Origin of the sequence: Mariniflexile sp. HNIBRBA6329 (assembly GCF_043558645.1) — a bacterium.
Lineage (GTDB): Bacteria > Bacteroidota > Bacteroidia > Flavobacteriales > Flavobacteriaceae > Mariniflexile.
In genome coordinates, this window is the sequence record NZ_JBIFXS010000013.1 from 83490 (window position 1) to 110031 (window position 26542).

Annotated in this window: 22 protein-coding genes; 15 read left to right on the plus strand and 7 right to left on the minus strand. The window is 32.8% G+C overall.

Annotation, left to right across the window (positions count from 1 at the left end):
- Window positions 1-35: 35 nt before the first annotated feature.
- On the plus strand, window positions 36-1445 hold the full coding sequence (locus tag ACGK9U_RS13465; RefSeq protein ID WP_394466900.1) for a PQQ-dependent sugar dehydrogenase: 1410 nt from the start codon (window positions 36-38) through the stop codon (window positions 1443-1445).
- Window positions 1445-2161, plus strand: a complete 717-nt coding sequence (locus tag ACGK9U_RS13470; RefSeq protein WP_394466901.1) for an SAM-dependent methyltransferase — start codon at window positions 1445-1447, stop codon at window positions 2159-2161. Before ACGK9U_RS13465 ends, ACGK9U_RS13470 begins: the two co-directional genes overlap by 1 nt.
- 2 nt (window positions 2162-2163) lie before the next feature.
- On the opposite strand, the gene ACGK9U_RS13475 is transcribed toward ACGK9U_RS13470, so the two are convergent.
- From ACGK9U_RS13475 to dapF, 5 genes are all read right to left on the minus strand, one after another.
- Complete coding sequence (locus tag ACGK9U_RS13475) at window positions 2164-2823, minus strand: peptidoglycan-binding protein LysM (protein ID WP_394466902.1); 660 nt, start codon at window positions 2821-2823, stop codon at window positions 2164-2166.
- A gap of 111 nt (window positions 2824-2934) precedes the next feature.
- Complete coding sequence (locus tag ACGK9U_RS13480) at window positions 2935-3846, minus strand: DUF2279 domain-containing protein (protein WP_394466903.1); 912 nt, start codon at window positions 3844-3846, stop codon at window positions 2935-2937.
- Window positions 3846-4889, minus strand: coding sequence for an endolytic transglycosylase MltG (gene mltG, locus ACGK9U_RS13485; RefSeq protein WP_394466904.1), 1044 nt, complete (start codon window positions 4887-4889; stop codon window positions 3846-3848). Before mltG ends, ACGK9U_RS13480 begins: the two co-directional genes overlap by 1 nt.
- Window positions 4890-5414, minus strand: a complete 525-nt coding sequence (locus tag ACGK9U_RS13490; protein ID WP_394466905.1) for a GNAT family N-acetyltransferase — start codon at window positions 5412-5414, stop codon at window positions 4890-4892.
- A complete protein-coding gene (gene dapF, locus ACGK9U_RS13495; RefSeq protein ID WP_394466906.1) occupies window positions 5411-6184 on the minus strand; it encodes a diaminopimelate epimerase in 774 nt (257 codons plus the stop codon). Before dapF ends, ACGK9U_RS13490 begins: the two co-directional genes overlap by 4 nt.
- A 320-nt stretch (window positions 6185-6504) precedes the next feature.
- Between dapF and ACGK9U_RS13500 the strand changes: the two genes are divergently transcribed.
- From ACGK9U_RS13500 to ACGK9U_RS13555, 12 genes are all read left to right on the plus strand, one after another.
- Window positions 6505-7902 carry a trypsin-like peptidase domain-containing protein gene (locus ACGK9U_RS13500; RefSeq protein WP_394466907.1) on the plus strand — a complete coding sequence of 466 codons (1398 nt, stop codon included), beginning with the start codon at window positions 6505-6507 and terminating at the stop codon, window positions 7900-7902.
- Between the two features lie 262 nt (window positions 7903-8164).
- Complete coding sequence (locus tag ACGK9U_RS13505; RefSeq protein WP_394466908.1) at window positions 8165-8797, plus strand: tRNA (guanine-N1)-methyltransferase; 633 nt, start codon at window positions 8165-8167, stop codon at window positions 8795-8797.
- Between the two features lie 207 nt (window positions 8798-9004).
- Window positions 9005-9682 (plus strand): tRNA (guanosine(37)-N1)-methyltransferase TrmD, encoded by a 678-nt coding sequence (gene trmD, locus ACGK9U_RS13510; protein ID WP_394466909.1) that lies wholly within the window; start codon window positions 9005-9007, stop codon window positions 9680-9682.
- 310 nt (window positions 9683-9992) lie between these two features.
- The gene (gene rplS, locus ACGK9U_RS13515; protein WP_394466910.1) at window positions 9993-10343 is read left to right on the plus strand and encodes a 50S ribosomal protein L19; all 351 of its coding nucleotides are present in this window, start codon (window positions 9993-9995) and stop codon (window positions 10341-10343) included.
- A gap of 869 nt (window positions 10344-11212) precedes the next feature.
- Window positions 11213-13423, plus strand: a complete 2211-nt coding sequence (locus ACGK9U_RS13520) for an NADP-dependent isocitrate dehydrogenase (protein ID WP_394466911.1) — start codon at window positions 11213-11215, stop codon at window positions 13421-13423.
- A gap of 73 nt (window positions 13424-13496) precedes the next feature.
- A complete protein-coding gene (locus tag ACGK9U_RS13525) occupies window positions 13497-15872 on the plus strand; it encodes a carboxypeptidase-like regulatory domain-containing protein (protein ID WP_394466912.1) in 2376 nt (791 codons plus the stop codon).
- 4 nt (window positions 15873-15876) lie between these two features.
- Window positions 15877-16689, plus strand: coding sequence for a DUF4249 domain-containing protein (locus ACGK9U_RS13530; protein WP_394466913.1), 813 nt, complete (start codon window positions 15877-15879; stop codon window positions 16687-16689).
- A 138-nt stretch (window positions 16690-16827) separates the two neighbouring features.
- Window positions 16828-18072: an efflux RND transporter periplasmic adaptor subunit gene (locus ACGK9U_RS13535; protein ID WP_394466914.1), complete on the plus strand. Its 1245-nt coding sequence runs from the start codon at window positions 16828-16830 to the stop codon at window positions 18070-18072.
- 3 nt (window positions 18073-18075) lie between these two features.
- Window positions 18076-19428: an ABC transporter permease gene (locus ACGK9U_RS13540; RefSeq protein ID WP_394466915.1), complete on the plus strand. Its 1353-nt coding sequence runs from the start codon at window positions 18076-18078 to the stop codon at window positions 19426-19428.
- 30 nt (window positions 19429-19458) lie between these two features.
- Window positions 19459-20919: a TolC family protein gene (locus tag ACGK9U_RS13545; RefSeq protein ID WP_394466916.1), complete on the plus strand. Its 1461-nt coding sequence runs from the start codon at window positions 19459-19461 to the stop codon at window positions 20917-20919.
- Window positions 20920-20948: 29 nt separating this feature from the next.
- Window positions 20949-21767, plus strand: a complete 819-nt coding sequence (gene murQ, locus ACGK9U_RS13550; protein WP_394466917.1) for an N-acetylmuramic acid 6-phosphate etherase — start codon at window positions 20949-20951, stop codon at window positions 21765-21767.
- The gene (locus ACGK9U_RS13555) at window positions 21757-21993 is read left to right on the plus strand and encodes a DUF6095 family protein (protein WP_394466918.1); all 237 of its coding nucleotides are present in this window, start codon (window positions 21757-21759) and stop codon (window positions 21991-21993) included. Before murQ ends, ACGK9U_RS13555 begins: the two co-directional genes overlap by 11 nt.
- Here ACGK9U_RS13555 and ACGK9U_RS13560 read toward each other — a convergent pair.
- Together ACGK9U_RS13560 and ACGK9U_RS13565 are read right to left on the minus strand one after the other, a co-directional pair.
- Window positions 21990-22490, minus strand: a complete 501-nt coding sequence (locus ACGK9U_RS13560; RefSeq protein WP_394466919.1) for a hypothetical protein — start codon at window positions 22488-22490, stop codon at window positions 21990-21992. The two genes, ACGK9U_RS13555 and ACGK9U_RS13560, sit on opposite strands and share 4 nt — an antisense overlap.
- 82 nt (window positions 22491-22572) lie before the next feature.
- Window positions 22573-25026 carry a helix-turn-helix domain-containing protein gene (locus ACGK9U_RS13565; RefSeq protein ID WP_394466920.1) on the minus strand — a complete coding sequence of 818 codons (2454 nt, stop codon included), beginning with the start codon at window positions 25024-25026 and terminating at the stop codon, window positions 22573-22575.
- A gap of 732 nt (window positions 25027-25758) precedes the next feature.
- Here ACGK9U_RS13565 and ACGK9U_RS13570 point away from each other — a divergent pair.
- The gene (locus tag ACGK9U_RS13570) at window positions 25759-26460 is read left to right on the plus strand and encodes a DUF4369 domain-containing protein (protein WP_394466921.1); all 702 of its coding nucleotides are present in this window, start codon (window positions 25759-25761) and stop codon (window positions 26458-26460) included.
- The last annotated feature ends 82 nt before the right edge of the window (window positions 26461-26542 follow it).

The window sequence follows — 26542 nt, forward strand, 5'->3', positions numbered from 1 at the left end:
ATTTTAGGAAGCTACAACTCCCAAAAACTAACACGATGAAAAGCTTTGCCTCTCTTTTTATAATCTGTTTTACTTCTATAATAATAGCACAAAACATCGATATTGAATTAGTCGCAAACGGTTTTGACGCTCCCGTAAGCATCAAAAATGCAAACGACAACAAACTATTTATTGTTGAACGAAAAGGCGTTATTAAAATTTTAAACGCCGATGGCAGTGTAAATAGTACGGCGTTTTTAGACATTAATGGTAAAGTAAGCGATTCTGGTGGAGAACGCGGTTTGCTAGGATTAGCGTTCCATCCAAACTATACTAGCAATGGCTATTTTTATGTAAATTATATAAACAACTCCGGAAACACAGTTATAGCGAGATATTCTAGAACAAATGAGACTACAGCCAACGCTAATTCTGAACTTATTTTACTAACAATAAACCAACCTGCATCAAACCACAATGGTGGCGATATGAATTTTGGATCTGATGGTTATTTATATATTGCCAGCGGCGATGGCGGGGGTTCAGGCGACCCTAACAACTATGCTCAAAGCCTAAATACGCTTTTAGGAAAACTGCTGAGAATTGATGTTGATAATGCCAGTAATGGAAACAATTACGCCATTCCTGCTAACAATCCGTATTTGAATGATGGAAACGCTAATACGCTACCTGAAATTTGGGCTTACGGATTAAGAAATCCTTGGAAATTTTCATTTGATAAAACTACTGGTGATATTTGGATAGCCGATGTTGGTCAAAACAACTACGAAGAAATTAATAAAATTAATATTTCAAATGGCGTTGCGAACAACTTTGGTTGGCGTTGTTTTGAGGGCAATAACCATGTTTTCAATTCAACAGGCAACTGCAGTACAATAGACTTCAATATTACGGTTGCCCCCGTGGCAGAGTATCCGCACGTAGGGTCTGGGTGCTCGGGCTCCATAACAGGAGGCTATCTGTATAGAGGTTCTCTTTACAGCAGCTTTATTGGCAAATATTTTTTTGCAGACTATTGCAAGCAGACCATTGGAGTTTTGACCGATACTGGATCTGGTTGGTCGCTTTCTTTTCAAACTCCAAACATCACTGCAGGTTGGACAACTTTTGGAGAAGATGTAAATGGTGAAATTTATATTGCAGGCGGTTCTTCTGTCTACAAAATTATAGATGCTAATTTAAGTGTTAAAGATGATACTATTTCAAATATCAAAATATATCCAAACCCTACAAATAATATTTTAAATTTTAATGTGTCGCAAATAAGCAAGCCTTTAGAAAATATAAAAGTCATTGATATTCAAGGCAAACAAATAAAATCAATCACTTCCATTAACAGCCCTATAACCACCATATCAATAAACAACTTGGAAAATGGTATATATTTTATAGAATTATCAGATATTAGCGGTGTAAAAGCAATTAAAAAATTCATTAAATATTAATGGCAAATCCTTTAGGAAAATTATTCCTTATACCAACAACATTAGGTAACAACGAACCTTTAGAGGTGCTTCCAATTACCGTTAAACAAGTTATTGAAGAAACCGATACATTTATTGTTGAAAATGATAAAACAGCTAGACACTTTATAAAGCGTATTACTCCAGAAAAATCGCAACCTTCATTAAAAATGTTTCATTTGAACAAACATACTGATGTTGCAGATTTACCAACCTTTTTAGAACCCTGTTTAAACGGTATCAACGTTGGTCTATTATCTGAAGCGGGCTGCCCTGGCGTTGCAGATCCTGGTGCCGACATTGTTAAAATTGCACATCAAAAAAACATTAAAGTAATTCCATTGGTGGGGCCATCGTCTATTTTGATGGCTTTAATGAGTTCTGGTATGAATGGACAAAGTTTTGCTTTTAATGGCTATTTACCAATTGATAAAGGCGAACGAAAAAGCGAAATTAAACGCTTAGAACGTTTATCTGTTGAACACAATCAATCGCAAATATTTATTGAAACCCCTTACAGAAACAATAAAATGCTTGAAGATTTAAGTAATATCCTGGAACAGAACACCCAAGTTTGTGTGGCTTGCGATATTACTTTATCTACCGAATTTATAAAAACACAAACAGCAAACCAATGGAAAAAAAATATCGTAGACCTTCATAAAAGACCCACGATATTTATTATACATAAAAGCTAAAATTAAATAGCTTTTGCTTTCTTATTTGCTGTAATTGATGAAGTATCGTAACCAGAAAACTTTTTCATATAGTACTCAATAGTAGTACCATAACTGTCTTCAAAATTATCAATACCATAACTTCTTAAATAGTTTTTCACACTTCCAGCACCTGCTAAATGGGCAGCTGCCAAAATACCAGATTCAGTAATTAAAATACCATTAAGCTTTTTACCAACAAAATTCTTGATGTCTCTACGTAAAATCCATTTATTACGCTGGGTATTAGCTACAAAAGCTTTCTCTTGAAGCTCAGGGTCTTTTAAGAATAATGACGGATTGTAGATACCAATTAATTTTAAAGTTCCTGCTCCAAATTGATATTTTCCTAAATAACCTAATGTATTTACTACAAAATAATTGCCTCTAGATTCTTTAAACGCTAAGGCTTCTTTAAAACCTACAAACGATTTCCCAAGAATAGGAGAAATAGGTTTGTTCACTTCATTTGACGCAAAAGTATTATCTTTAATGCTTTGGTCCTGACTTACGGTATAGTACAACTCTAAGCCAGCTGTTGAGTATTTACTTAAATCAATCGTTTCATCTGATGAAAACGATACGAACAATAGAATACATATTGTTAGAGTTAGGGTTAAGTAACTTGCAATACTTTTTCTCATAATTTTTAAATTTTTTCAGCAAAAATTACATAGTAAAATGCCTGAAAATTTGAGCGTGCAAAATTAGACTTTTTTTTAATTATATCAAAACTAATCGTTTAACTACTTTTTTTAGTAGTAGAATAGATGAAATACACAGTCTTTTTTATTGAATTCTAAAGTTGGCAAGGGAACTTTTATCATATTAAAAATATCTAAAACCGACCTAAGTAACTTTGAGTTTGTTTCAATGTTTGATAAATTTACATCCAAACTCAAATAGAATTGTCGTTGCCTTTTTAAATTTGGCAACAACTGATTGTCAGTATCTTTAACGCCAGTCAACATGCCATCAGCCCCATATCCTACTGCTATATTCAACCATTTAGGTATGTTTTTTTCTTTAAAGAACGAATGCAAATTTCCACTTAGCCAATATGTTTGACCGTTATAGTCCTTCAAAACCTGTTCCAAAAATCCATTTCCAAGCTTATCAGGACGTTCTAAAGCATATTTTGTTTGATGAAAAGAGAATTTCAAAGCGATGCGTTGTTCATTCCAAAGCAATTCTTGACCTACATATAAACCCGTTCCGGTTGCATTTGCCAAAATATCACCCCAAGAAAAACCCCATTCTTGGGAGTAACCATCAAAAATTTCAACGGTTGTTAAAAACCCAAAGCCTAAAGTAGCTCCGTAAATTAATTGGTCTTTTTTACCAACACCACTCCAATTTAATAACTGCGCACCATGTTTCCCCATTTGATACGAGGTGAACACATGCCCCATTTTATCCATTTGAAGCCACTCATTGTTATCATTTATAGTATGAAACTTTGATTGCTTATAATCGGCATACCAAAGTTGGTGCAGACCAATTAAGGAAATGCCTGCAAGTGAAGCCTCGGCAATTACAACCGCATTTCGTCTGGGTTTATTAAGTGTATCGCTGGGTGTTAAAAAAGCATCAAGACTAGATTGTGAAAACGAGAACAGAGGCAATAAAACAAAAAACAACAGGTATTTTTTAGCCGAATGTATCACTATTTATTTATTCCCTGAGATGATAAATAGTGTTGATATTCACGTGCGTTCGCATTATGCTGCGATAATGTTTTAGCAAATTTATGAAATCCTAAGCGTTTAGCATCCGCACAGAAATACAGATAATCGTGTTTTTCATAATTTAAAACCGCATCAATAGCCGAAATATCGGGCATGGCGATAAGTCCTGGTGGTAATCCTAAATTTTTATACGTATTATAAGGAGACACTATTTCCTTGTGAATATTTAAAACACGTTTAATAACGGTATCTTTATATTCTGGCAATTGATATGCTGCAAATTTTAACGTTGGATCTGCCTGCAGTGGCATACCTATTCTAATACGTTTCATGTAAACACCTGCAATACGTGGTTGCTCTGAAGCTTGTTTGGATTCTTCATAAACAATGGATGCCAAGGCAATAACTTGATCTCTAGATAAACCAATGGCTCTTACCTTTTCATTTCGAGCCTCCGTCCAAAAACGATTATATTCTTTAAGCATACGTTCTCTAAATTGTTCTGCGGAAGTGTTCCAAAAAAACTCGTAACTATTTGGTAAATACATTCCTAAAGCCGTTGCATTGCTGAAACCGTATTTAGATAAAAAAGAAGTGTCTTTCATCGCTTTTAACAAAGACACACTATCTGCTTCAATTTGTGAAGAAACGCGTCCTGCTAATTTCTCAAGGCTTTCCTGATTATTAAACGACAATTTTACCGGAAGGTTTTTACTTCTTATAGAATTGATAATATCGTTATTGTTCATGCCTTTGGTAATGGCAAAACGTCCTGCTTTCACATTAGTAACATACTTTTTTTGTTTCGCCAAAGCATCAAACGTGTTGATATCTTTCAATAAGGGTTCCAATTGTTCCCTAACATCTACATAGGTAGCATTAGTGGCCACAAAAACATAAGCCGTATCATTATTAAAAGCGGTGTTGGAATTCATCATAATGCTATAAACATAGTAAGCAAAATATGCGGCAACAGCCAACCCAATAAGCGAAATGGCAATAAGTATTTTTTTTATGTACATTTAATTTTTAATAAGCTGAAATATAAACTCATTTTTATAAGAACCGTTAACTAGATTCCAATCCTTTTTTAATCCTATTTTTTCAAAACCTTGATTGGAAAAAAGCTTGATACTTATATCGTTTTCTTCAGAAATATTACAATACAACTGATGCAAACCTAAATGGTTGAAACTGTAATTTATAAGCAATTTAATGGCTTCACTACCATAACCTTTGGCTCTGTCTTTAGTTTCCTTTACCAAAATACCCACACCTGCCCTACTGTTTTTAAAATCGAAATCAAATAAATCGATCATACCCAAAGCAACATCATCATAACTTGAAATAACCAAGCGCAATTGTTTCACTTCAAAAATATCTTTATGGGAATGTTTTAAATACTGCTTAATTAAAAACTTGGAATAAGGTGTTATGGTATTGCTTATTTCCCAAACCGATTCGTCGTTTTCAATAGTATGGATAAACTCTAAATCTTCTGGCTCTAAAGCACGTAAATAAATATGTTCTCCTTTTAGGGTAATCATATAGTTCCGCTAAACACGTAAGTTGCTGGCCCAATAAGCCATACGTTTTTATAAACGCCATTTTCCACATCAAAACTCACTTGCAATTCGCCACCTTGAACTTTTAAGGTTATCAAACTCTCGTCCGTTTCTTTTAGTGCATGCATTGCCAAAGCTACAGCTGTAACACCGGTTCCGCATGACAAAGTTTCATCTTCAACACCACGTTCGTAAGTTCTAACAGCAAAAATTTGATCGCTGATTTTCTTAACGAAGTTTACATTACTGCCCACTTCGTTATAAGGTGCACCGTATCTAATTTTGGCACCTTTTGTTTTAATATCGAAATTTTCTATTTGCTCTTCAAACTGTACATGGTGTGGCGATCCTGTATTTAAAAATACGTGGTTTTCGTGTTTTTCAACCAAATCTACATCTAGCATTTGAAGCTTTACAATGCCATTGTTTATAGTAGCATGGTGCAAACCGTCTATTGCTTCAAACACCGCTTTATCTTTTATAACACCTAATTGATTTGCGAAAGCCACCAAACAGCGCCCACCGTTGCCACACATGGTACTTTCGTTGCCATCGGCATTGTAATACACCATTTTAAAATCCAAAGTTGGATGGTTTTCCAATAGAATTAAACCATCGGCACCTATGCCAAAACGACGGTCGCACAAGAATGCGATGTGTTTGGTATCTTTTTTGTTGAACGTTTCTTGACGATTATCTATCATCACAAAATCGTTTCCTGTTCCTTGATATTTGTAAAAAGTCTGTTGCATAATAATGCACAAAGATAAAGAAGTCTTTTTATGATTTACGAATTTTGATAAACGATTAACGAATTTTTGACTATTACTAAGCCTGTTGCTAGGTCCGTTAGGAATTACTCATGCATGCTACATTAAATTAATGATATCGTGAATACTATGCATTTGAAGTGGAAAGCCCGACCCTTTAGGGTAACGCCCAAATTAGGCTACGTTTGTGTTTGTTAAATAGGCGTTAAAGTGAGCGTTAAAAATCGTTAAAGTTGAATTGTTAAGTCAATAAATATTTAATTTTAATCGTTAATTAAAAATAAAACTTAAACTGAAAATATATGAAGAAGATATTATCATTAGTACTGGTTTCGGCATTAGGTGGCGCTTTAACCCTTGGGGCTTACAAAATTTTTGTAGAGCCAAAAAGTGAATTTGTTTTAACTACCCCTGCTGCGAATCCGGCATTTTTGCCTACTAGCAATGTGAATAATTTGGCTTACGAAGCTCCTGATTTTACAGTGGCCGCAGAAAATGCGGTGAATGCTGTGGTGCACGTTAAAAACGTGTCGATTAGTTCAGGACAATTGAGTTTGCAGGATTTGTTTTCGGGAAGAACAACACCACGAGCACAAATGGGAACAGGTTCGGGTGTTATTATTAACTCGGATGGCTATATCATCACTAATAACCACGTTATTAATAATTCGGATGAACTATCAGTTACCTTGAACAACAATAGAACTTATAAAGCAGAAATTGTGGGGTCTGACCCAAAAACCGATATTGCACTTTTAAAAATTGATGCTGATGAAGATTTGCCTTTTGTAACGTTTGCCGATTCGGACCAAGCTAAAATTGGCGAATGGGTATTGGCTGTTGGTAACCCGTTTAACTTAACATCTACCGTTACAGCGGGTATTATAAGTGCGAAAGCCAGAGATTTATCGGGTACCAGTTCGCAATCGTTTATACAAACCGATGCTGCTGTAAACCCAGGTAATTCTGGTGGTGCGCTTGTAAATACCAGAGGGGAACTTATTGGTATCAATACTGCTATTTCATCGCAAACAGGGTCTTATATAGGTTATTCATTTGCCGTGCCTAGTAACATTGCGCGCCGCGTTATTGAAGATATTATGGAGTTTGGTAACGTGCAAAATGGTATTCTTGGTATTAGTGGTGGCTCATTAAACAGTGAAGTTTCTGAAAAATTAGGAGTTAACGATACTGAAGGTATATATGTAGACAGCGTTGTTGAAGAATCGGGTGCTGAAAAAGCAGGCATTAAAAAAGGAGATATTATTAAGGAAATTGACAATGTTAAAGTTTCTAAATTTGCCGATTTAACCGGACACATTGGCGCGAAACGTGTGGGCGATGTTGTGAATTTAAAAATATCTAGAGATGGCTCGTTGAAAACCCTTCGTGTAACATTGACCCGAAATGAAACTTTAACGCTTCCATTGGTAGGTCGTGTAAAAAATGCAAAACATGAAGATTTAAAACGATTTAAAGCTTCGAACGGTATTAAAATTATTGAACTGGATGAAAAATATGCCGACTATTGGAAAAAGAACGGTGTAAAAGAAGGAACCATAATCACATCTATCAACGATACTAAAATAAATTCGGTTGATGATGCTCAGGAAGCTATTAAAAACAAATCGGCTTACGAACCGTTACGCATAGAACTTATAAACGCCAATGGTGAAAAAGAACGCTATAATTTCAGATAGTATTTAAATATTTATAAACTTAAACAACCTCTTGAAAATTAATTTTCAAGAGGTTGTTTTTTAATAAAACCATAGCAGTCCACACATCTAAACCTTAAAATATATTGCAAAAATTATGATATTGTATTATCCATTGATTTAAAAAATCTAAATTGCATTTTCATCCGTATATAATTTAGCCTCACTTTGTGAGGCTTTTTGTTAAATTTAAACCGTTTGTTGACAATATTTTTTAAATTAGTAAACTGAAAACCCATCAAAAATGAATTTTATCAAACCATTAACCTTATTAACCTTCCTATTCTCATTAACAATTTTTGCTCAAACACCCGATTCTGATGAAGACAAACTTTCTTTAAATAGTGGCACGCTTGATAACCAATTTGATTATGTAATTAAGAAATCGAACGGTTGGAGAGATGAACGCGGTCAAGAATATCGAGTTATAAAAGCCTATTGGCTAACCGATTTAAAATCACATGTATTAGACTCATTACAAACCGTACGAAAAGATTTAGTAGCTACCGAAATTACCTTAAAAGCCCAAGCCAAAGAAATAGACGATTTAAAAACCAGTCTCTCTAATACACAAAATGATTTAGACAAAACCAAAGGCGAAAAAGATAGCATGATGCTATTTGGTGTACAAATGACCAAAGGTGGATATAGTGGCTTAATGTGGTCTATAATAGCTGCTTTATTAGCACTATTAATATTCTTCATCTATAAATTTAAAAATAGTAACATTGTTACCAAAGATGCAAAACATGCTCTTTCTGAACTTGAAAATGAGTTTGAAGAACACCGTAAAACAGCTGTTGAACGCGAGCAAAAAGTAAGACGCCAATTGCAAGATGAAATAAATAAACAAAAAGTAGTTAAGACGAAGAAGTAAGTTTTAACTATTTTTATAAAAGGATCTTAAAAATCTGTAAATTACTTTACGGATTTTTTTTTGACTTTATCAAAAAAAACACAACTTCGTTTAACAGCCGAAATAGACAATTAAAAGAGTCTAAATCTTTAAGTTAAACGGACCACCAAAAAACCCAACATTAAAATTCATTAATTCAATTATCTTTGCAGTTCATAATTTTGAACCATGCGCATAGACATTATTACCGTTTTACCAGAATTGCTTAAAAGTCCGTTTGAAGCCTCTATTTTAAAACGTGCTATTGAAGCTAATTTGGTTGAAGTCCATTTTCATAATTTACGAGATTATACATCAGATAGGTATAAATCTATAGATGATACGCAATTTGGTGGCGGTGCCGGTATGGTAATGATGATAGAACCTATTGATAAATGTATTTCTGCTTTAAAGGAAGAACGCCACTATGATGAAATCATCTACATGACACCCGATGGCGAAACCTTAAAACAAGGTATTGCCAACCAGTTATCGCTTAAAGAAAACATCATCATTCTATGTGGTCATTATAAAGGTGTAGACCAACGGGTGCGCGACCATTTTATAACCCGAGAAATATCTATTGGCGATTATGTATTGTCTGGTGGCGAATTGGGAGCAGCTGTACTTTGTGATGCCATTATTAGATTAATCCCTGGGGTTTTAGGCAATGAAACCTCTGCGCTAACCGATTCGTTTCAAGATAATTTATTGGCGCCTCCTATTTACACCAAACCCCGTGAATATAAAGGTCTGAAAGTACCCGAATTATTATTTAGTGGCAACTTCCCGAAAATTGAAAAATGGCGGGAAGAACAGGCTTATTTACGCACGAAAGAGCGCAGACCCGATTTGCTGGAAGAATAGGTTTTGGGTTTTGGGTTTTGGTAAAATATATTTTTTTTCTGAATTCAATTTCTTTAGTAAGTCTAAATATTGAAACCTTTACGAAACACTGCAAAAAGGCCCGTGTTAGGGATTGCAGAGGAAAGCCCACAGCGAGGCACGAGTGAGGACTTGTAACGTAAAGCCCGACCTGTAAGGAAACACACAAATAAAAAATAATTATTAATTGTTAATTATCAATTATTAATTATCTTTGCAGCCAATTTCGGGTTAACCTCTGGCGAGAATCGTGAATGTTGTTTCGAATTAACCATTATTAAAATTTAAAGATATGGAATCTTTAGTAAAGTTTGTACAAGACGAATTTGTAGCAAAAAAAGACTTTCCAGAGTTTGGAGCTGGAGACACAATTACTGTATACTACGAAATTAGAGAGGGCGAAAAAGTTCGTACTCAGTTTTTTAGAGGTGTAGTAATTCAAAGAAGAGGATCTGGTTCATCAGAGACTTTTACAATCAGAAAAATGTCTGGTACTATTGGCGTGGAGCGTATTTTTCCTGTTAATTTACCTGCATTACAAAAAATTGAAGTTAATAAGCGCGGTAAAGTACGTAGAGCTAGAATTTACTACTTTAGAGGTCTTACTGGTAAAAAAGCAAGAATTAAAGAGCGTAGACATTAATAACGCACTATTGCAAATGCATTTAAAAAGCCCTGAAAATTTTCAGGGCTTTTTTTATTAACAAAAGTTAATAACTATGGTTTATAAATGGTTGATAATTAAAATGTTAAATATTTTGGTTAATTGGCAGATGTATAGTATCTTAGTAAAAAGAAACGAGAACAGTTTTGGCTGGTTTCATCTAAAAAATGAATTTGAATTAGTTTCTTTATAAGGTAACGTTCTTTATTTAATAGTAATTATTTTTTGAGGTTTTATTGCAGCAGGTGTAAGCGTGTTATAGCAATATAACCATGATATTATAAAAAGTACCGCATATAGATGTAGGCAGTAACTAGTATAATTGAAAGCTTGAAAAAATAACAGTGCCGAAAGGATTGTTATTGTAATTAAAGCAATGTCTTAAAAAAACTTATCGTGAGTAACGAAAAGAAAGATTAATGGCATCAAGAAAAATAATTATTAGAAACATTTTTGTTAATAGGTCAATACATTTTGAAAATTACAGAAATGTTTACTTGAAATAATAGCACTAAATTGAAAAAATTTAGACGTATGAGCTAAATTAATTTAGTAGTAATACTAAATAGATTGGGTTATATTATTTCAAAGAAAGCCATGTCAAGGTAGATTAAATTCTGCAGGGATATGGCTTTTGTTTTTATAGCTTCTCTTATATTTTATTAATAATTTCTTAATAGTTACTCGCTTTTTTATAATTCTGTGAAATATGGTCCATATTAACGTTTTTGATTAAACGTTTAAGCTAATATAAAAGTCAATTTTTGTATATTCGCGTCGCGAAAACATTATTGGTCCTCGCATTTTACATTATAGCCTAAATATTAACATACAAAACCGTTACATTAATGTCTAAAATTATTTATACAAAAACTGATGAAGCTCCAGCATTAGCAACACGTTCTTTACTACCAATTGTTAAAGCTTTTGTTAAATCTTCTGGTATTAATATTGAAACTAGAGATATCTCTTTAGCTGCAAGAATTTTAGCCGTTTTTCCTGATTTTTTAAATGAAGATCAACGCGTTTCTGATGATTTGGCTATACTTGGCGAATTGGCAAAAAGCCCTGACGCTAATATTATTAAATTACCAAACATTAGTGCTTCTGTACCCCAGTTAAAAGCTGCTATAAAGGAATTACAATCTCAAGGGTTTGCTATTCCAAATTATCCAGATGAAGCTACTACTGATGCTGAAAAAGACATCAAATCTCGCTACGATAAAATAAAAGGAAGTGCCGTAAACCCAGTTTTACGTGAAGGAAACTCAGATAGACGTGCTCCTAAAGCTGTAAAAAATTATGCAAAAAAGAATCCACACTCTATGGGGGCATGGAGCAGTGATTCTAAAACACATGTAGCCACTATGGATACTGGTGATTTTGCGCATAATGAAAAATCGGTAACCATTCCAGAAGCCACTAGCATTCAAATTGTACATACGGATGCCAACGGGACTTCTACTGTATTAAAAGATAGTTTCAAATTACTAAAAGACGAAATAATTGATGCCACTGTTTTAAGTAAAAAAGCTTTGGTAAGCTTTTTAGAAGCTCAAATTGCCGATGCTAAAGCTAAAAATATTTTGTTTTCATTACACATGAAAGCGACCATGATGAAAGTGAGCGACCCCATTATTTTTGGTTACGCGGTAAAAGCTTTTTTTAAAAACGTATTTGAAAAACATGCTGAAACTCTAGAAAAAATTGGTGTTGATGTAAATAATGGATTTGGAAATTTAGTTGAAAAAATCCAGACATTACCTGAAGCTAAGCGTAACGAAATTCAAGCAGATATTGATGCTGCTTTTAAAAATGGTCCTGCGGTAGCGATGGTAAATAGTGATAAAGGCATTACCAACCTACACGTACCAAGTGATGTAATTATTGATGCGTCTATGCCTGCAATGATTAGAACTTCTGGACAAATGTGGAACGCTGCTGGAAAACTTCAAGACACTAAAGCAGTAATTCCAGATAGTAGTTATGCTGGTATTTATTCTGCAACTATCGACTTTTGTAAAAAACACGGTGCATTCGACCCAACAACTATGGGTACAGTACCTAACGTTGGTTTAATGGCTCAAAAAGCTGAAGAATATGGTTCTCATGACAAAACTTTTGAAATAGCTTCAAACGGAACTGTAAGCGTTATTGATGCTTCAGGAAACACCTTATTACAACATAATGTTGAAACTGGTGATATTTGGAGAATGTGCCAAACTAAAGATGCTCCTATTCAAGACTGGGTAAAATTAGCCGTAACACGTGCTAAAGCATCTGAAACTCCTGCCGTTTTCTGGTTAGATAAAAACAGAGCGCACGATGCCGAATTAATTAAAAAAGTAAACACATATTTAAAAGATCACGATACAACTGGATTGGATTTAAGAATATTATCTCCTATAGATGCTACGTTATTTACTTGTGAAAGACTTAAAGAAGGTAAAGATACTATCTCGGTTTCTGGAAATGTATTACGTGATTATTTAACAGATTTATTTCCAATTTTAGAAGTTGGTACCAGCGCAAAAATGTTATCAATTGTACCATTAATGAATGGTGGCGGTTTGTTTGAAACCGGTGCAGGTGGATCTGCTCCAAAACACGTTGAACAATTTACTACCGAAAACCATTTACGTTGGGATTCTTTAGGTGAATTTTTAGCCTTAGCAGTGTCTTTAGAGCATGTTGCAACTGTAAATAACAACCCTAAAGCTCAAATTCTAGCAGATACTCTAGATGAAGCTACAGGTCTTTTATTGGATAATGGCAAATCGCCTTCTCGTAAAGCTGGAGAATTAGATAACAGAGGTAGTCATTTTTATTTAGCATTATATTGGGCACAAGCATTATCGAATCAAACCAAAGATGCCGCTTTAAAAGCCGAATTTGAACCAATTGCTAATCAATTATCAGCAAACGAAACTGTAATTGTAAACGAGCTAAATCAAATTCAAGGAAAACCAGTTAATATTGGTGGCTATTACGAACCTAATGAAGGTTTAGTAACCAATGCGATGCGACCAAGCAAAACCCTTAATAGTATATTAAGTTAACAAGAAATAAATTCCATTTAAAAAAGCTCCCAAAAGGAGCTTTTTTTTTTATACATTTATAAAAAAGTTTTTAATGAAAAACATAATCTTATGTTTTCTTCTTATATCTTGTTTTAGTATTACATATACAAACGCTCAAGAAAAACTCACTTTAAAAGGAATTATTTCTGAAGAGAAGAACAATGAAACTCTTATTGGTGTTAGCATTATTTTCCCAGAACTGAACACAGGCACTACCACCAACGAATATGGTTTTTATTCCATAACCTTACCTAAAGGCACCTACCAAATTGTAATTAGCTATATAGGTTTTGCTACAAAAAATGAAACTATTGTTCTTACTGATAACCTTACCAAAAACTTTAGTTTAACAGATTCCTTTGAAAGTTTAGATGAAGTAGTGATAACCGAAAATGTAGAAAAGGTAAACATTCAAGCGCCCCAAATGAGTGTAAACCGATTAACCTCTAGTACTATAAAAGAAATTCCTGTGGTATTAGGTGAAGCAGATATTATCAAAGCAATTACCCTATTGCCTGGGGTTACTACGGCTGGTGAAGGGGCTTCTGGATTTAATGTACGAGGTGGTGCGGTAGATCAAAATCTAATTCTTTTGGATGAAGCTACCATTTTCAATTCCTCACATCTGTTTGGGTTCTTTTCGGTATTTAACCCCGATGCCATAAAAGATTTAAAACTTTATAAAGGTGGTATTCCAGCAAGATATGGCGGCAGAGTGTCTTCTGTTTTAGATATTTATCAGAAAGAAGGAAATAGTAAAGAGTTTCATGCCAATGGAGGTGTTGGATTAGTATCTAGTAGATTGCTAGTTGAAGGGCCTTTAAAAAAAGACACAGGTTCGTTTCTTCTTGGTGGTAGATCTAGTTATGCGCATTTGTTTTTGCCTCTTTTTGACAATAATAACATAGCCTATTTTTACGATTTAAACACCAAATTAAGCTACAAACTAAACGAGAATAATAATATTTATTTATCAGGTTATTTTGGACGTGATGTTTTTAGAATTAGCGAAACCTTTGATAATACTTATGGAAATTCAGTTCTGAATTTTAGATGGAACCATTTGTTTTCTGACAAATTATTTTCAAACTTATCGCTCATTTATTCTGATTATTATTACGGTTTAACCTTAAGTTTTGTTGAGTTTGATTGGGTTTCTGGCATAAAAAATTTCAACTTAAAATACGATTTCAAGCATTATATATCCAATAACTTTAAGCTACAGTATGGATTAAACAGCATTTATTACAAGTTTAACCCTGGAGAAATAAACCCTACAACAGAAACTTCGGGCATCAACCCTTTTAAACTAATAGATAAATTTGCTTTTGAAAATGCCATCTATTTAGATGCTGAACATAAAGTAGCCGATAAACTGGCATTGTCATATGGTTTACGCTTTAGTTCTTTTCATAGATTAGGTCAAGATGAATTAAATCTATACGAAAACAATCAAGCCGTTGTTTATAATGAAGATTTTAAAATTTACGAAAAAGTAGATCCCATTGGTACAGAATCATTTAAACGAAGTGATGTTATTGCTAAGTTTTTCAATATAGAACCACGTATGTCTTTGGCTTATCAAATTAATAGTAAAAACTCTATTAAAGCGAGTTATAACAGAATGAGTCAATATTTACACCTGCTATCAAATACAAGTTCCCCTACGCCGTTAGATATATGGACACCAAGTGGCAAATACGTTAAACCCCAATTACTAGATCAACTTGCTGTTGGATATTTTAAAAATTTCAAGAATAACATGTATTCATTGGAACTTGAAAGTTTTTATAAAACAGTAAAAAACCGAATTGACTACATTGATGGTGCCGATTTAATTGCCAATAATGCCATAGAACAGATTATTTTAAATGGTAGAGCAAAAGCTTATGGTTTAGAACTTCTTTTAAGAAAAAACGAAGGCAAATTTAAAGGTTGGTTGGCATATACATTATCAAAATCTGAACAGCAAACAAAAGGTAGAACCCCAACAGAAATAGGAATTAACAACGGACGTTGGTACAACACACCTTATGATAAAACGCATGATATTTCCTTTACGGGTAGTTATAACCTGAATGAGAAAATAAAATTTAATACCAATTTTTTATTTCAAACCGGACAACCAAGTACATTTCCAAACGGACAGTATTTTTACAATGGTGTAAGCATTCCAATCTATAACCCTAGAAATTCCGATAGATTGCCTGCATATAATAGACTGGACCTTTCGGTTACTTATACACCAAAACCAGAAAAAGTTAAAGGTTGGCAAACTTATTGGGCTTTTGGTATTTATAATGTCTATAACAGAAAAAATGCTGCTTCCATATCATTCGGTCAAAATGAAGTTACTCGAGCAAACGAAGCTTATAGACTATCTATTTTTGGTATTGTTCCATCAGTATCTTACAATTTTAAATTTTAAGACTATGAAGAAAATAATCTATATAGTATGTTGCTTTTTTTTCTTTACCTGTGAAGATGTTATCGAATTAAATTTAAAAACCTCTGAACCAAAACTTGTTATTGACGCCTCATTAGTTTGGTATAAAAATACCGATGGTAAAAGTCAAGTTATTAGACTAAGCCTAACTGCTCCTTATTATGATTCCATCATTCCTCCAGCTTCTGGAGCTACCGTAATGGTTACCGATACCAAAAATAATACCTTTCTTTTTTTAGAAGAAGAAAACACAGGCACTTACAAAAACCAAACATTTATTCCAGAGATAAATGGTGTTTATACTCTTGAAATCACATATAATAATGAAGTTTACACCGCTTCAGAAACACTAATGCCCGTTGTTCCAATTGATAAAGTGGAACAAAAAAACAATGCAGGCTTTTCAGGTGATGAAATCGAAATTAAAGCTTTTTATACCGACCCAAAGAGCATTAACAATTATTACTTTTTTGAATTTCATAATATTGATTTAAAGACCTCTAGTTTAGATGTATATGATGATTTATACACTGATGGAAATCAAATTTTTGCTTTCTTTTCAAGTAAAGATCTAGAAACAGGAAGCGAATTAATTATTCAAAACCATGGTATTTCTAAACGCTTTTATGAATACATGAATATTCTACTTCAACAAAACAACGACGAATCTGGCGACCCCTTTGAAGTACAGCCAGCATCTCTGCGAGGAAATTGTATAAACATCACCAAACCAGAAAACTATCCGTTAGGATATTTTAGAGCTTCGGAAGTTTCAGTGTATAATTATGAAGTAAAATAGCTTGCTTTTTAGTTTGTTTTTATCTAAATAAATTCTTTCTAAATTCAAAAAAAGCAAACTTTATGAGAATTTTAACTATATAAAATCTTACAAGAGTTATTTTAGCTATCAAACTTTCATCAATCAAAAATCGTTCTTATGAATAAAAAAAAGATAGCATTAATTATTTCTGGAATCGTTATTTTAATTCTTACTTATTCATTTTTTAGTTCCTCAAGTGACGAGGACGTTTTATTAACAACAAAAGTTCTAAAAGGCACCTACCTAAACGAAGTTGTTATTTCTGGAGAAGCACAATCTACAAGTTCAAAAGAAATTAATGGTCCTAATAATGCCAGACGTTTCAATATCTACCAAATGAAAATCCAAGATTTAGTTCCTGAAGGCACCATTGTAAAAAAAGGTGATTATATAGGTAAAATAGATGCTTCTGAAGTGAACGGAAAAATTAATGAAGCCCATTTAAATTTAGAAAAAGCAGAATCTAGATATACACAACAGCAACTGGATACCATACTTACTTTAAAACAAGAACGTAATGCCATTAAAGACCTTCAATTTAATATTGAAGAAAACCAATTGGAATTAAAACGTTCCATTTATGAACCACCAGCAACTATTAGACAATTAGAAATTAAAATTGAAAAGTTTGAACGCGACCTGAAAGAGAAAAAAGAAGACTACTCCATTAAAAAAAGACAGGCAAACGCTAAAATGATTGAAGTTGGTACCGAAGTATCTAAAATTAAAAAGCAAATAGAAGAGTTAGTTGATTTACAAAAGCAATTCACCGTATACTCTGAAGATGATGGTATGGTAACTTATGTTAAAGATTGGGGTGGTAATAAAAAGAAAGTAGGAACCACAATATCACCTTGGGAACCCGCTATGGCGAGTTTACCAGATTTAACAAAAATGGAATCTAAAACCTATAGTAATGAGGTTGATATTAGAAAAATTAAAAAAGGGTTAAAAGTTAAAGTTGGTTTTGATGCTTTCCCAGAAATAGAAATAAATGGTGTTGTTACAGAAGTTGCAAATGTGGGTGAAAACAAAAAAGGATCTGATATTAAACTTTTTCAAGTATTAATAAAACTTAATGAAACCAATAAAAATATTAGACCAGGTATGACAACATCCAATAGGATTTTAACGCATCAAGAAGACAATGTGTTAATGGTACCGCTGGAAGCTATATTTTCAAAAGATTCCATTAGTTATACTTACGTAAAATCTGGTTATTCCATTGAAAAGAAACAGGTTGAATTAGGTTTAGCCAACAATGAAGTGGTAATCATAAAAAAAGGACTAAAGGAAAATGATGTTGTTTATTTAAACGCGCCTGCCGATATGGAAGAAAAAAGTATAACGCTATTAAAATAAAACATGATAGACAAAATACTTTTAGAAAAACTAAAATCCAATTTTAATGAAGCATATTGGTTTATTAAAACCAATAAAGTAAGAACCTTTTTAACAGCATTAGGTATTATTTTTGGAGTGGCATCGGTAATAACCATGCTTGCTATTGGAAATGGTGCCGAAAAGGAAATCTTATCTCAACTGGAGTTGGTTGGTGTTAACAATATAGTAGTAACACCTCTACCAGATTTGGAAGATGATACAGAAAGTGAAAACGAAGAGGAAACGACTGATAATGATTCTAAAAGATTTTCTAAAGGTTTAGATGTTTTAGATGCCTCAAGCATTTCTAAAAATATTCCAAGTGTAAAAGTGGTAAGCTCCGAAATCATTCTCGACACCTATGTTATAAATAATGGAAAGCAAAACTCCGTTAAACTTATTGGTGTTTCTTCAACCTTCTTTGATGTTTCAAACATACATATTGAAAAAGGCAAAACGTTCTCAGATTATCAAATTAGAAATGCACTGCCCGTTTGCATTATAGGTAAAAAAGTAGAGAAAAAATTATTTACGGGAGAAAGTGCCTTGGGTAAACAGATAAAGGTAAAAGATGTTTGGTTGCAAGTTGTTGGCGTTATTGAAGAAAAATTAATATCCGATAAAGCACAAGAAGATTTAGGTATCAGAGATTTAAACCAAGATATCTACATTCCCATAAAAACATTTTTGGTACGCTATAGAGATAGAAAAATAATTACCGACGATTTAGACGCGAGGAACAACAATCAAAACGGACCAAAAAAGAGAATAGCTAGAGGTAACTATCATCAAATAGACAAACTAACCATTCAGGTTTTCAACTCCAACGAATTAAAAGCTACTGCTGAAGTTTTAAGTAAACTCCTTAAACGAAGACATAACGATGTGTTGGATTTTGAAATAGCCATCCCTATTCAACTTCTAAAACAACAACAAAAAACAAAACAAATATTCAATATTGTATTAAGCATCATTGCTGGTATTTCATTACTTATTGGTGGTATAGGTATTATGAATATCATGTTGGCATCGGTACTGGAAAGAACCAAGGAAATAGGTATTATTCGTGCTATTGGAGCTACTGAAGAAGATGTGATTTTACAATTTTTATCAGAATCGGTATTAATTAGTGTTGGCGGTGGTATTATAGGCATAATAGTAGGAATAATTGGTGCATATGTTATAGAAATCGTGTCTGGTATTGAAACCGTATTATCACTAAACTCTATATTACTTTCCTTTTTTATTGCCGTAATTATAGGTCTTGTTTTTGGAATATTTCCTGCTAAAGCAGCTGCCAATAAAAAACCCATTCACGCACTTCGGTCTGAATGATGCATTATACCTTAACACAAAGCCAAAGAGATGAAAAAAATATTGCTCGTATTAATCGTAATTCTACCTTGTTTAACGTTTTCGCAATCAAAAAAAATAACATTAAACGAAGCCATTGATTTAGCCCAAAAACAATCTCCAGATTATAAAATAACCTTAAATAGAAACCAGTCAAATTACTGGCGTTTTAGAAATTATAAAGCGAGCTTTCTTCCGCAATTAAGATTTAATGCAACTTTACCCGAATACAACAAAGCGGTACGAAGAATAACAAATGATGAAGGTCAAGACATATTTGTAAATCAAGATCAGTTGTTACTGGAAGGTGGATTATCTATAGCACAAAACATTCCTTATACAGGTGGGACACTCTCTTTAAATTCCAATTTAGAACGCATAGAGCTTTTTGGACTTGATGATAACATTGGGTATTCAGTAGTGCCTTTTTCCATAAGATATTTTCAAAACTCCTTGTTTTACAACCCTTTTAAATGGGATAAAAAAATTGAACCTTTAATTTATGAAGAATCAAGAAGGGATTTTATTGAAAAAATGGAGACCATTTCAGTAACCACTTGCCAAAGATATTTTCAATTGTTAAAAGCTCAAATGCAGTTGGATATAGCTAAAGTAAATCTATCAAATCAAGATACTTTATACCGAATTTCTCAAGGGCGGTTTAAAATTGGAAAAATTGCAGAAAATGAATTGTTGCAAGTAGAATTAACTTTATTAAACTCTAGAAATGTTGTGACCACCAATACCATTGAATTAAAAAGAACCTCTCAAAATTTGGCTAGATATTTAGAGTTAGATACTGAAAACATTGAATTGGATGTTCCAGATAAATTACCTCTCTTTGAGGTAGATATTGATAAGGCTTTAGAAGAGGCGCAATCAAACAGAAAAAAAGTTATTGAATTTAGAAGAAAACGTTTGGAAGCAGAAAAGGAAGTTGCTTTTCAAAAAGGAAATAATAGATTGAAATTAGGTGTGGCTGCTAATTTTGGAATTTCTCAAAATGGTAATGATTTTGAGAACCTTTTTGACAACTTCAATCAGCAACAAAATATTTCTGTTTCTGTTAGTGTGCCAGTTTTCGATTGGGGTGTTTCTAAATCGAGACGCAAAATGGCTGAAGCAGATTTAGATTTAACCAATAACAATATAGACCAAGACAAACAAGCTTTTGAACAAGAAATTTATTTGCATGTTCTAAACTGGTCCAACCAAAGAGACTTTTTAGCAACAGCTGAAAAAGCAAAAGAAATAGCCATCAAGCGTTACGAAATTTCACAGAAAAGATACGTTTTGGACAAAATAACCATCACCGATTTAAATATTGCTTTACAGGAAAAAGACAAAGCGGTTCTTCAATATTTGAACTCGCTCGAAAAATTTTGGCAAGATTATTACATTTTAAGACAGTTAACGCTTTATGATTTTATAAATGATAAAAAATTAGAAGTTGACAACATTCTTTTTGATTAAAATCAATCAATAATTCATACTTTTGAGATATGAGTTTTATAAAAACCACCGAACAAGATTCCAACTACAATCATCTGGAAAAGATGAGCATTTCAGAATTATTAAGTAACATTAATAATGAAGATAAAAATGTGCCTCTGGCAGTTGAAAAAGCATTACCTCAAATTGAACCTTTAGTAAGTATTATTATTCAAAAATTAAAGGATGGTGGTCGCCTATTTTATATGGGTGCAGGTACCAGTGGACGTTTAGGCATATTAGATGCTTCGGAATGCCCACCTACTTTTGGAGTTTCTCACGATTTGGTAATTGGTTTAATTGCAGGGGGCGATTCGGCTATTAGAAAAGCTGTTGAATTTGCAGAAGATTCTACCACACAAGGTTGGGACGATTTAAAATCGTATCAAATTTCAAGTCAAGATGTTGTTGTGGGTATTGCTGCTTCTGGCACCACACCTTATGTTATTTCTGCCTTAGAAAAATGCAACGAGAATAATATTATTACAGGATGTATAACTTGCAATAAAAACAGTCCATTATCTCAAGCAGCAACATATCCCATTGAAGTTATTGTAGGTCCTGAATTTGTAACAGGAAGCTCTAGAATGAAAGCCGGTACTGCTCAAAAATTGGTCCTTAATATGATTACCACCACCACAATGATTCAGCTTGGGCATATTAAAGGCAACAAAATGGTTGATATGCAGTTAAGCAACAACAAACTAGTTGATAGAGGCACAAAAATGATTATGGCTGAACTTAACATTTCAGAAGAAGAAGCAAAAAAGCTTTTAATAACACATAAAAACGTACGTTCAGCAATTAAAAATTATAACAATGGAAACTAAAAAAACAGATAAAACACTACTTGTAAAAGGCATAAAAACATTGGTTTTCGCTTTGTTAAGCTTATTTATTGGCCCTATTTTAATGACAATGGCACTTGGCGATAAGGAAAACTCGCTTTATATTCCTCTGCTAATTGTTGCTTGTTTGATATGTGCCGCCGCCGTGTTTTTAATTTTTAAAGGCATACGCACTATCATGGATAGTATGTTTAAGAAAAACAATTAGTTTAAAGAAGTTTGCTTTGGAGTTGTTGGATTGTATCCAAATTCAGAGTCTTTAAATGAGATATTTAAACCTTCCATAATATAATTTATGATAGCATAATGATGAATGGTATGGCTATTTGCCTGTGCAAATAAAGAACCGTAACTATAGGTCATTGTCACTTTTCCTAAGCCTAAATCATCAGTAACTAAAAGAGAATCGGTCATATCTAATTCAAATGTATTTAATTTTTCTATAATGGAATTTAAATATGTTTTGGCACTACAACATACCGTTTCTACTTCTTTATTTCTACTTCTTGCTGTTAAATCTATCTTGTTTTCTAAATTAACACTGAAAATGCAGTCATAAAAATCTAAAATATGTCTGATATGGGTTCCAATACTCGAGTAGTAAGGTGACACAGATTTGTTACACAAAGTATCGTCGGTCAAATTATTTAATAAAGCTTGAGCCTTTTTTAATGTTTGTATTGAAGATTCTATAATTATATCCATAGGCTTACTAATGTAATTAAATAATTTCAACTAAAGCATTAGTGTTTTTTCAATGGGCTTCCTTACACTAATAAAAATTATATTATTTTTTATGGGTTATGGCTAAAGCTAAATGTTCTAAAACCAATCGTATCTCACCATAGCTAAATTTGTCACCCAATTGGTTTTTTAAATCTGATAGATTTTCAAAAGTTTTCTTCGGAATTGTTTCTTTTAGTTCATTAAAGTGTTTATTCAACATTAAATCTGAAACCATAATTTCGCCCGAAGGAATAAAACTTGCCAAATGTCCGAATATGGTGTTTTCATTCAATTCGCGCTCATTAGCAATTTCTTCTATATTTTTTCCAGATTTAAACAATTCTAAAGATACTTTTTTGGTATCTACTTTTTTTTCTTTTGATTTCTCAGTTTCAAAAATATCCACATCGGTGGAAGTTTCTATACCATTTTCATCACAATATGCTCTAATTACTTTTAAAATAGCATCTCCATATTTTTTTATCCGAACATCGCCCATACCATTCACTTTCTTCAATTCCTTTTTTGTAAGTGGTAAAGTTTCGCATATTTCATACAAGGCTTTTTGAGCAAAAACTTGATAGTGAATTAAATCATTTTCTTGGGCTATATCGTTTCTAAGAATTCTTAAGCGCTCAATCAACTCTACATTTGTGGTTCCATCAATAACGGCCTTTTTAGGTCTTTTAGGAGTTTCTTTAGAAAGAAAAACAGCTTTCGCTCTAAGTTCTAAAAATTTACTGGTTGAAAATCCTTGATGCAAATTATTAAAATATAACATCTTAGCTTGCAACAGTTCCTCAATAGTATCAATACTTTTTGTAATATCGCTCCCCACAGCCTTATTATCGGTAGTAAAACTAAATACTTTTAAAGAAGAAACTAAATGGGTTTCCGTTTCGGTTTTAAAATAATTAATTGCTTTAGAAAAACGTTCTTGAATAACACTGCTTAACTCGGGAAGTCCTTCTTTATTTGAAAGTTGCTTCAACTGAGTATTAAACCCCGCACTAACTTTTAGAAGATTTGTAACCACATTTTTAATAGTTAACAGTGGTGCTTCAACTTGTCCTTGAACAACCGTTCTGTTCTTATAAAAAATATCCAAAACTCGGTTAACAGGATATAAAAACTCATAAAAATCAAATACCTCAAAAATTAAATCTAATTGGAAGTTCTTTTGTGAAAGTTCTAAAACAGACACATCAGGCTCATTTTGTTCTGCATTTTTATTAAACGAAATTACGTTGCTATCACTAATTATTTGATTAGTATGAATTTCACTTTTCAACACCAACCCTTCCAAAGATTTACATCTACTTAACGCCACATAAGTTTGTCCATGCGCAAAAGCGCCTTGTGCATCAATAATGGCTTTTTCAAAAGTTAAACCCTGACTTTTATGTATGGTAATAGCCCAAGCCAACCGCAAAGGCATTTGAGTAAAAGCACCTATTCTCTCTTCTGAAATAGCTTTGGTTTCAGCATCAACCGAATAATTAATGTTCTCCCAAATTTCTGGTGTGGTTATAATATTAAAATCATCATCAGGACAATGTACCACCACTTCATCTTTATCTAAATGAATAACTTTACCTATTTTACCATTAAAATAACGCTTATCTGGTCCGCTATCGTTTTTCACAAACATAACTTGCGCCCCAACCTTTAACTCAAGCTGCTCACTATTTGGATACGAATATTCAGGAAACTTACCTTCAATGGTAGCCTTATAAGTATATGTTTTCGTATTCAATTTAGCCAACTCCGCACTATTGGTGGTCTCTGCTTTATTGTTGTGCGTTGTTAACGATATATAACCAGCATCTGGTTCGGGTGTAAAATCAGGAATATACCGTTTGTTTAATTCTTTAGCTGAAACTTCAGAAAGAACATTATTCCTAATTTCATTTAGTATTTCTATAAACTTAGGGTTCTCTTGTCTGTAAATATGCTTCAATTCTATGGATATAGCATCACATGATTGATAAGCATGACTACTGAAAAAAAATCCATTGTTATAATAAGGCTTTAATAACTCCCATTCATTATCTCTAATAACAGGTGATAATTGTTGCAAATCACCAATCATTAATACCTGAACACCTCCAAAAACCTTATTTCTATTTCTAAAACGGCGCAAAGTTCTGTCAATACCATCTAACAAATCGGCTCTAACCATACTAATTTCATCAATAACCAATAAATCCACCGATTTAATAATATCAATTTTGGTTTTACTGAATTTTCTATTAAAACCACTGGAATTATTCAAATCCATATCAGGTAAAATAGGACCAAAAGGCATCTGAAAAAATGAATGTATAGTAACCCCTTTAGCATTAATTGCTGCTACACCTGTTGGTGCCACAACTACCAAGCGTTTCAAACTATTCATTTTTAAACGATGCAAAAAAGTGGTCTTTCCAGTACCCGCTTTACCCGTTAAAAAAATAGAACGATTTGTTTTATTTACAAACTCCCAAGCTAGTTCAAGTTCTTTATTAATGTCCATTAAGTAGATTTAAAATAGATCTTTAATATACAAATATAGCTGTATTAGTTTTGCAAGTTTTCGCAAAAAAAAGCAAAAACCGCGTTATCCGTTATATCTTTTTATGGGGGGGGGGGGGGGGGGTTGCATATCGGTGAAGTCTTATTTCAACTTATAAAACTTAGAAAAATATAAAGCACAAAAAAACCGAGTTCCCTCAAACTCGGTTTTTTCTCATTTGCTTTTTCTATTATGAAGTAGATTTAGGGTCTCTATTTCAACGACATAATGCAAATATTAATTAATTAATCCATTGAACTAAAAAGTATGTCATTTAGTACACTTCAAAGATATAATTAAAAATGAATTATAACGACAAAATACACTAAAAATCGATGAAATACATATAATTTTAACATTTAAAGACGAAATATTGTATTTAATCGACGAAATACATATTTTAAAAATGACTTTAAATAAAAAAAGCATCCTTTTTGGGGATGCCTTTTTACTAACTAACCAACTAAAATATGAATTACTATTCAAGGTTTAAAGTAACCACTCAATAAACCACGTATGAATATAATCGTAATTTAAATATCAAACACTGTGCCAAAAACTAAAAATAGAGTATAAAATAAAAAATAATTTTCACTACAAATACTTAAACAAGAATCTTATAAATTAGCAACTAGCAGTTAGTATTTAAAATATAATTATAAGATATTTGCGCTATATAAAATAACCCAATTAATGAAAAAAGTATTATACATCTTCCTATCTCTATTAATTATTGCTTGCAGCAAAGAAGAACACGACCTTACGGTAAAGGTTAATGTAAACGGATTAAAAAAAGGAGTGCTTTATTTGAAAAAAATAAAAAACAACAATTTAATTACGGTAGATACCGTTGCGGTAAACGGGCAATCGGATGTTGAATTACGCGCCGCTTCACTACAATCGCCTGAAGTATTTTATCTGTTTTTAGATAAGAACAGTTCAGAAAAAGATCAAATTAAATTTTTTGCCGATAAAGGAATCACAGAGATCAAAACTTCTGTTAAAAACTTTGGATTGGAAGCCAAAATAAATGGTTCTGAACAGCAAAAGATATATGAAGATTACAGATTGGTAATGTCTCGTTTTAATGAACAAAATCTAGATTTAATAAAAGAGAGATTTGAAGCTTTGAAAAAAGGCGATACCGCTGAATCTAACACTATTCAAGAAAAATCGGATAGCAACTTAAAACGCCGATATTTATATACGGTTAACTTTGCTTTAAACCATAAAGACAGCGAAGTAGCCCCTTACCTAGCACTAACAGAAATTTATAACGCTCAAGTTAAATTTTTAGACACCATAAACAATTCTTTAACACCTAAAGTGAAGGCGTCTAAATACGGTAAGGAATTACAAGAGTTTATTGATGAAATAAAACAATCTGAGAAATAATAAGATCTGTCTAGTCCTAAATAACCGATACAGATTATTAAAGGATTAAATTTATAAATTAAAGCTGAACAATATTATCATT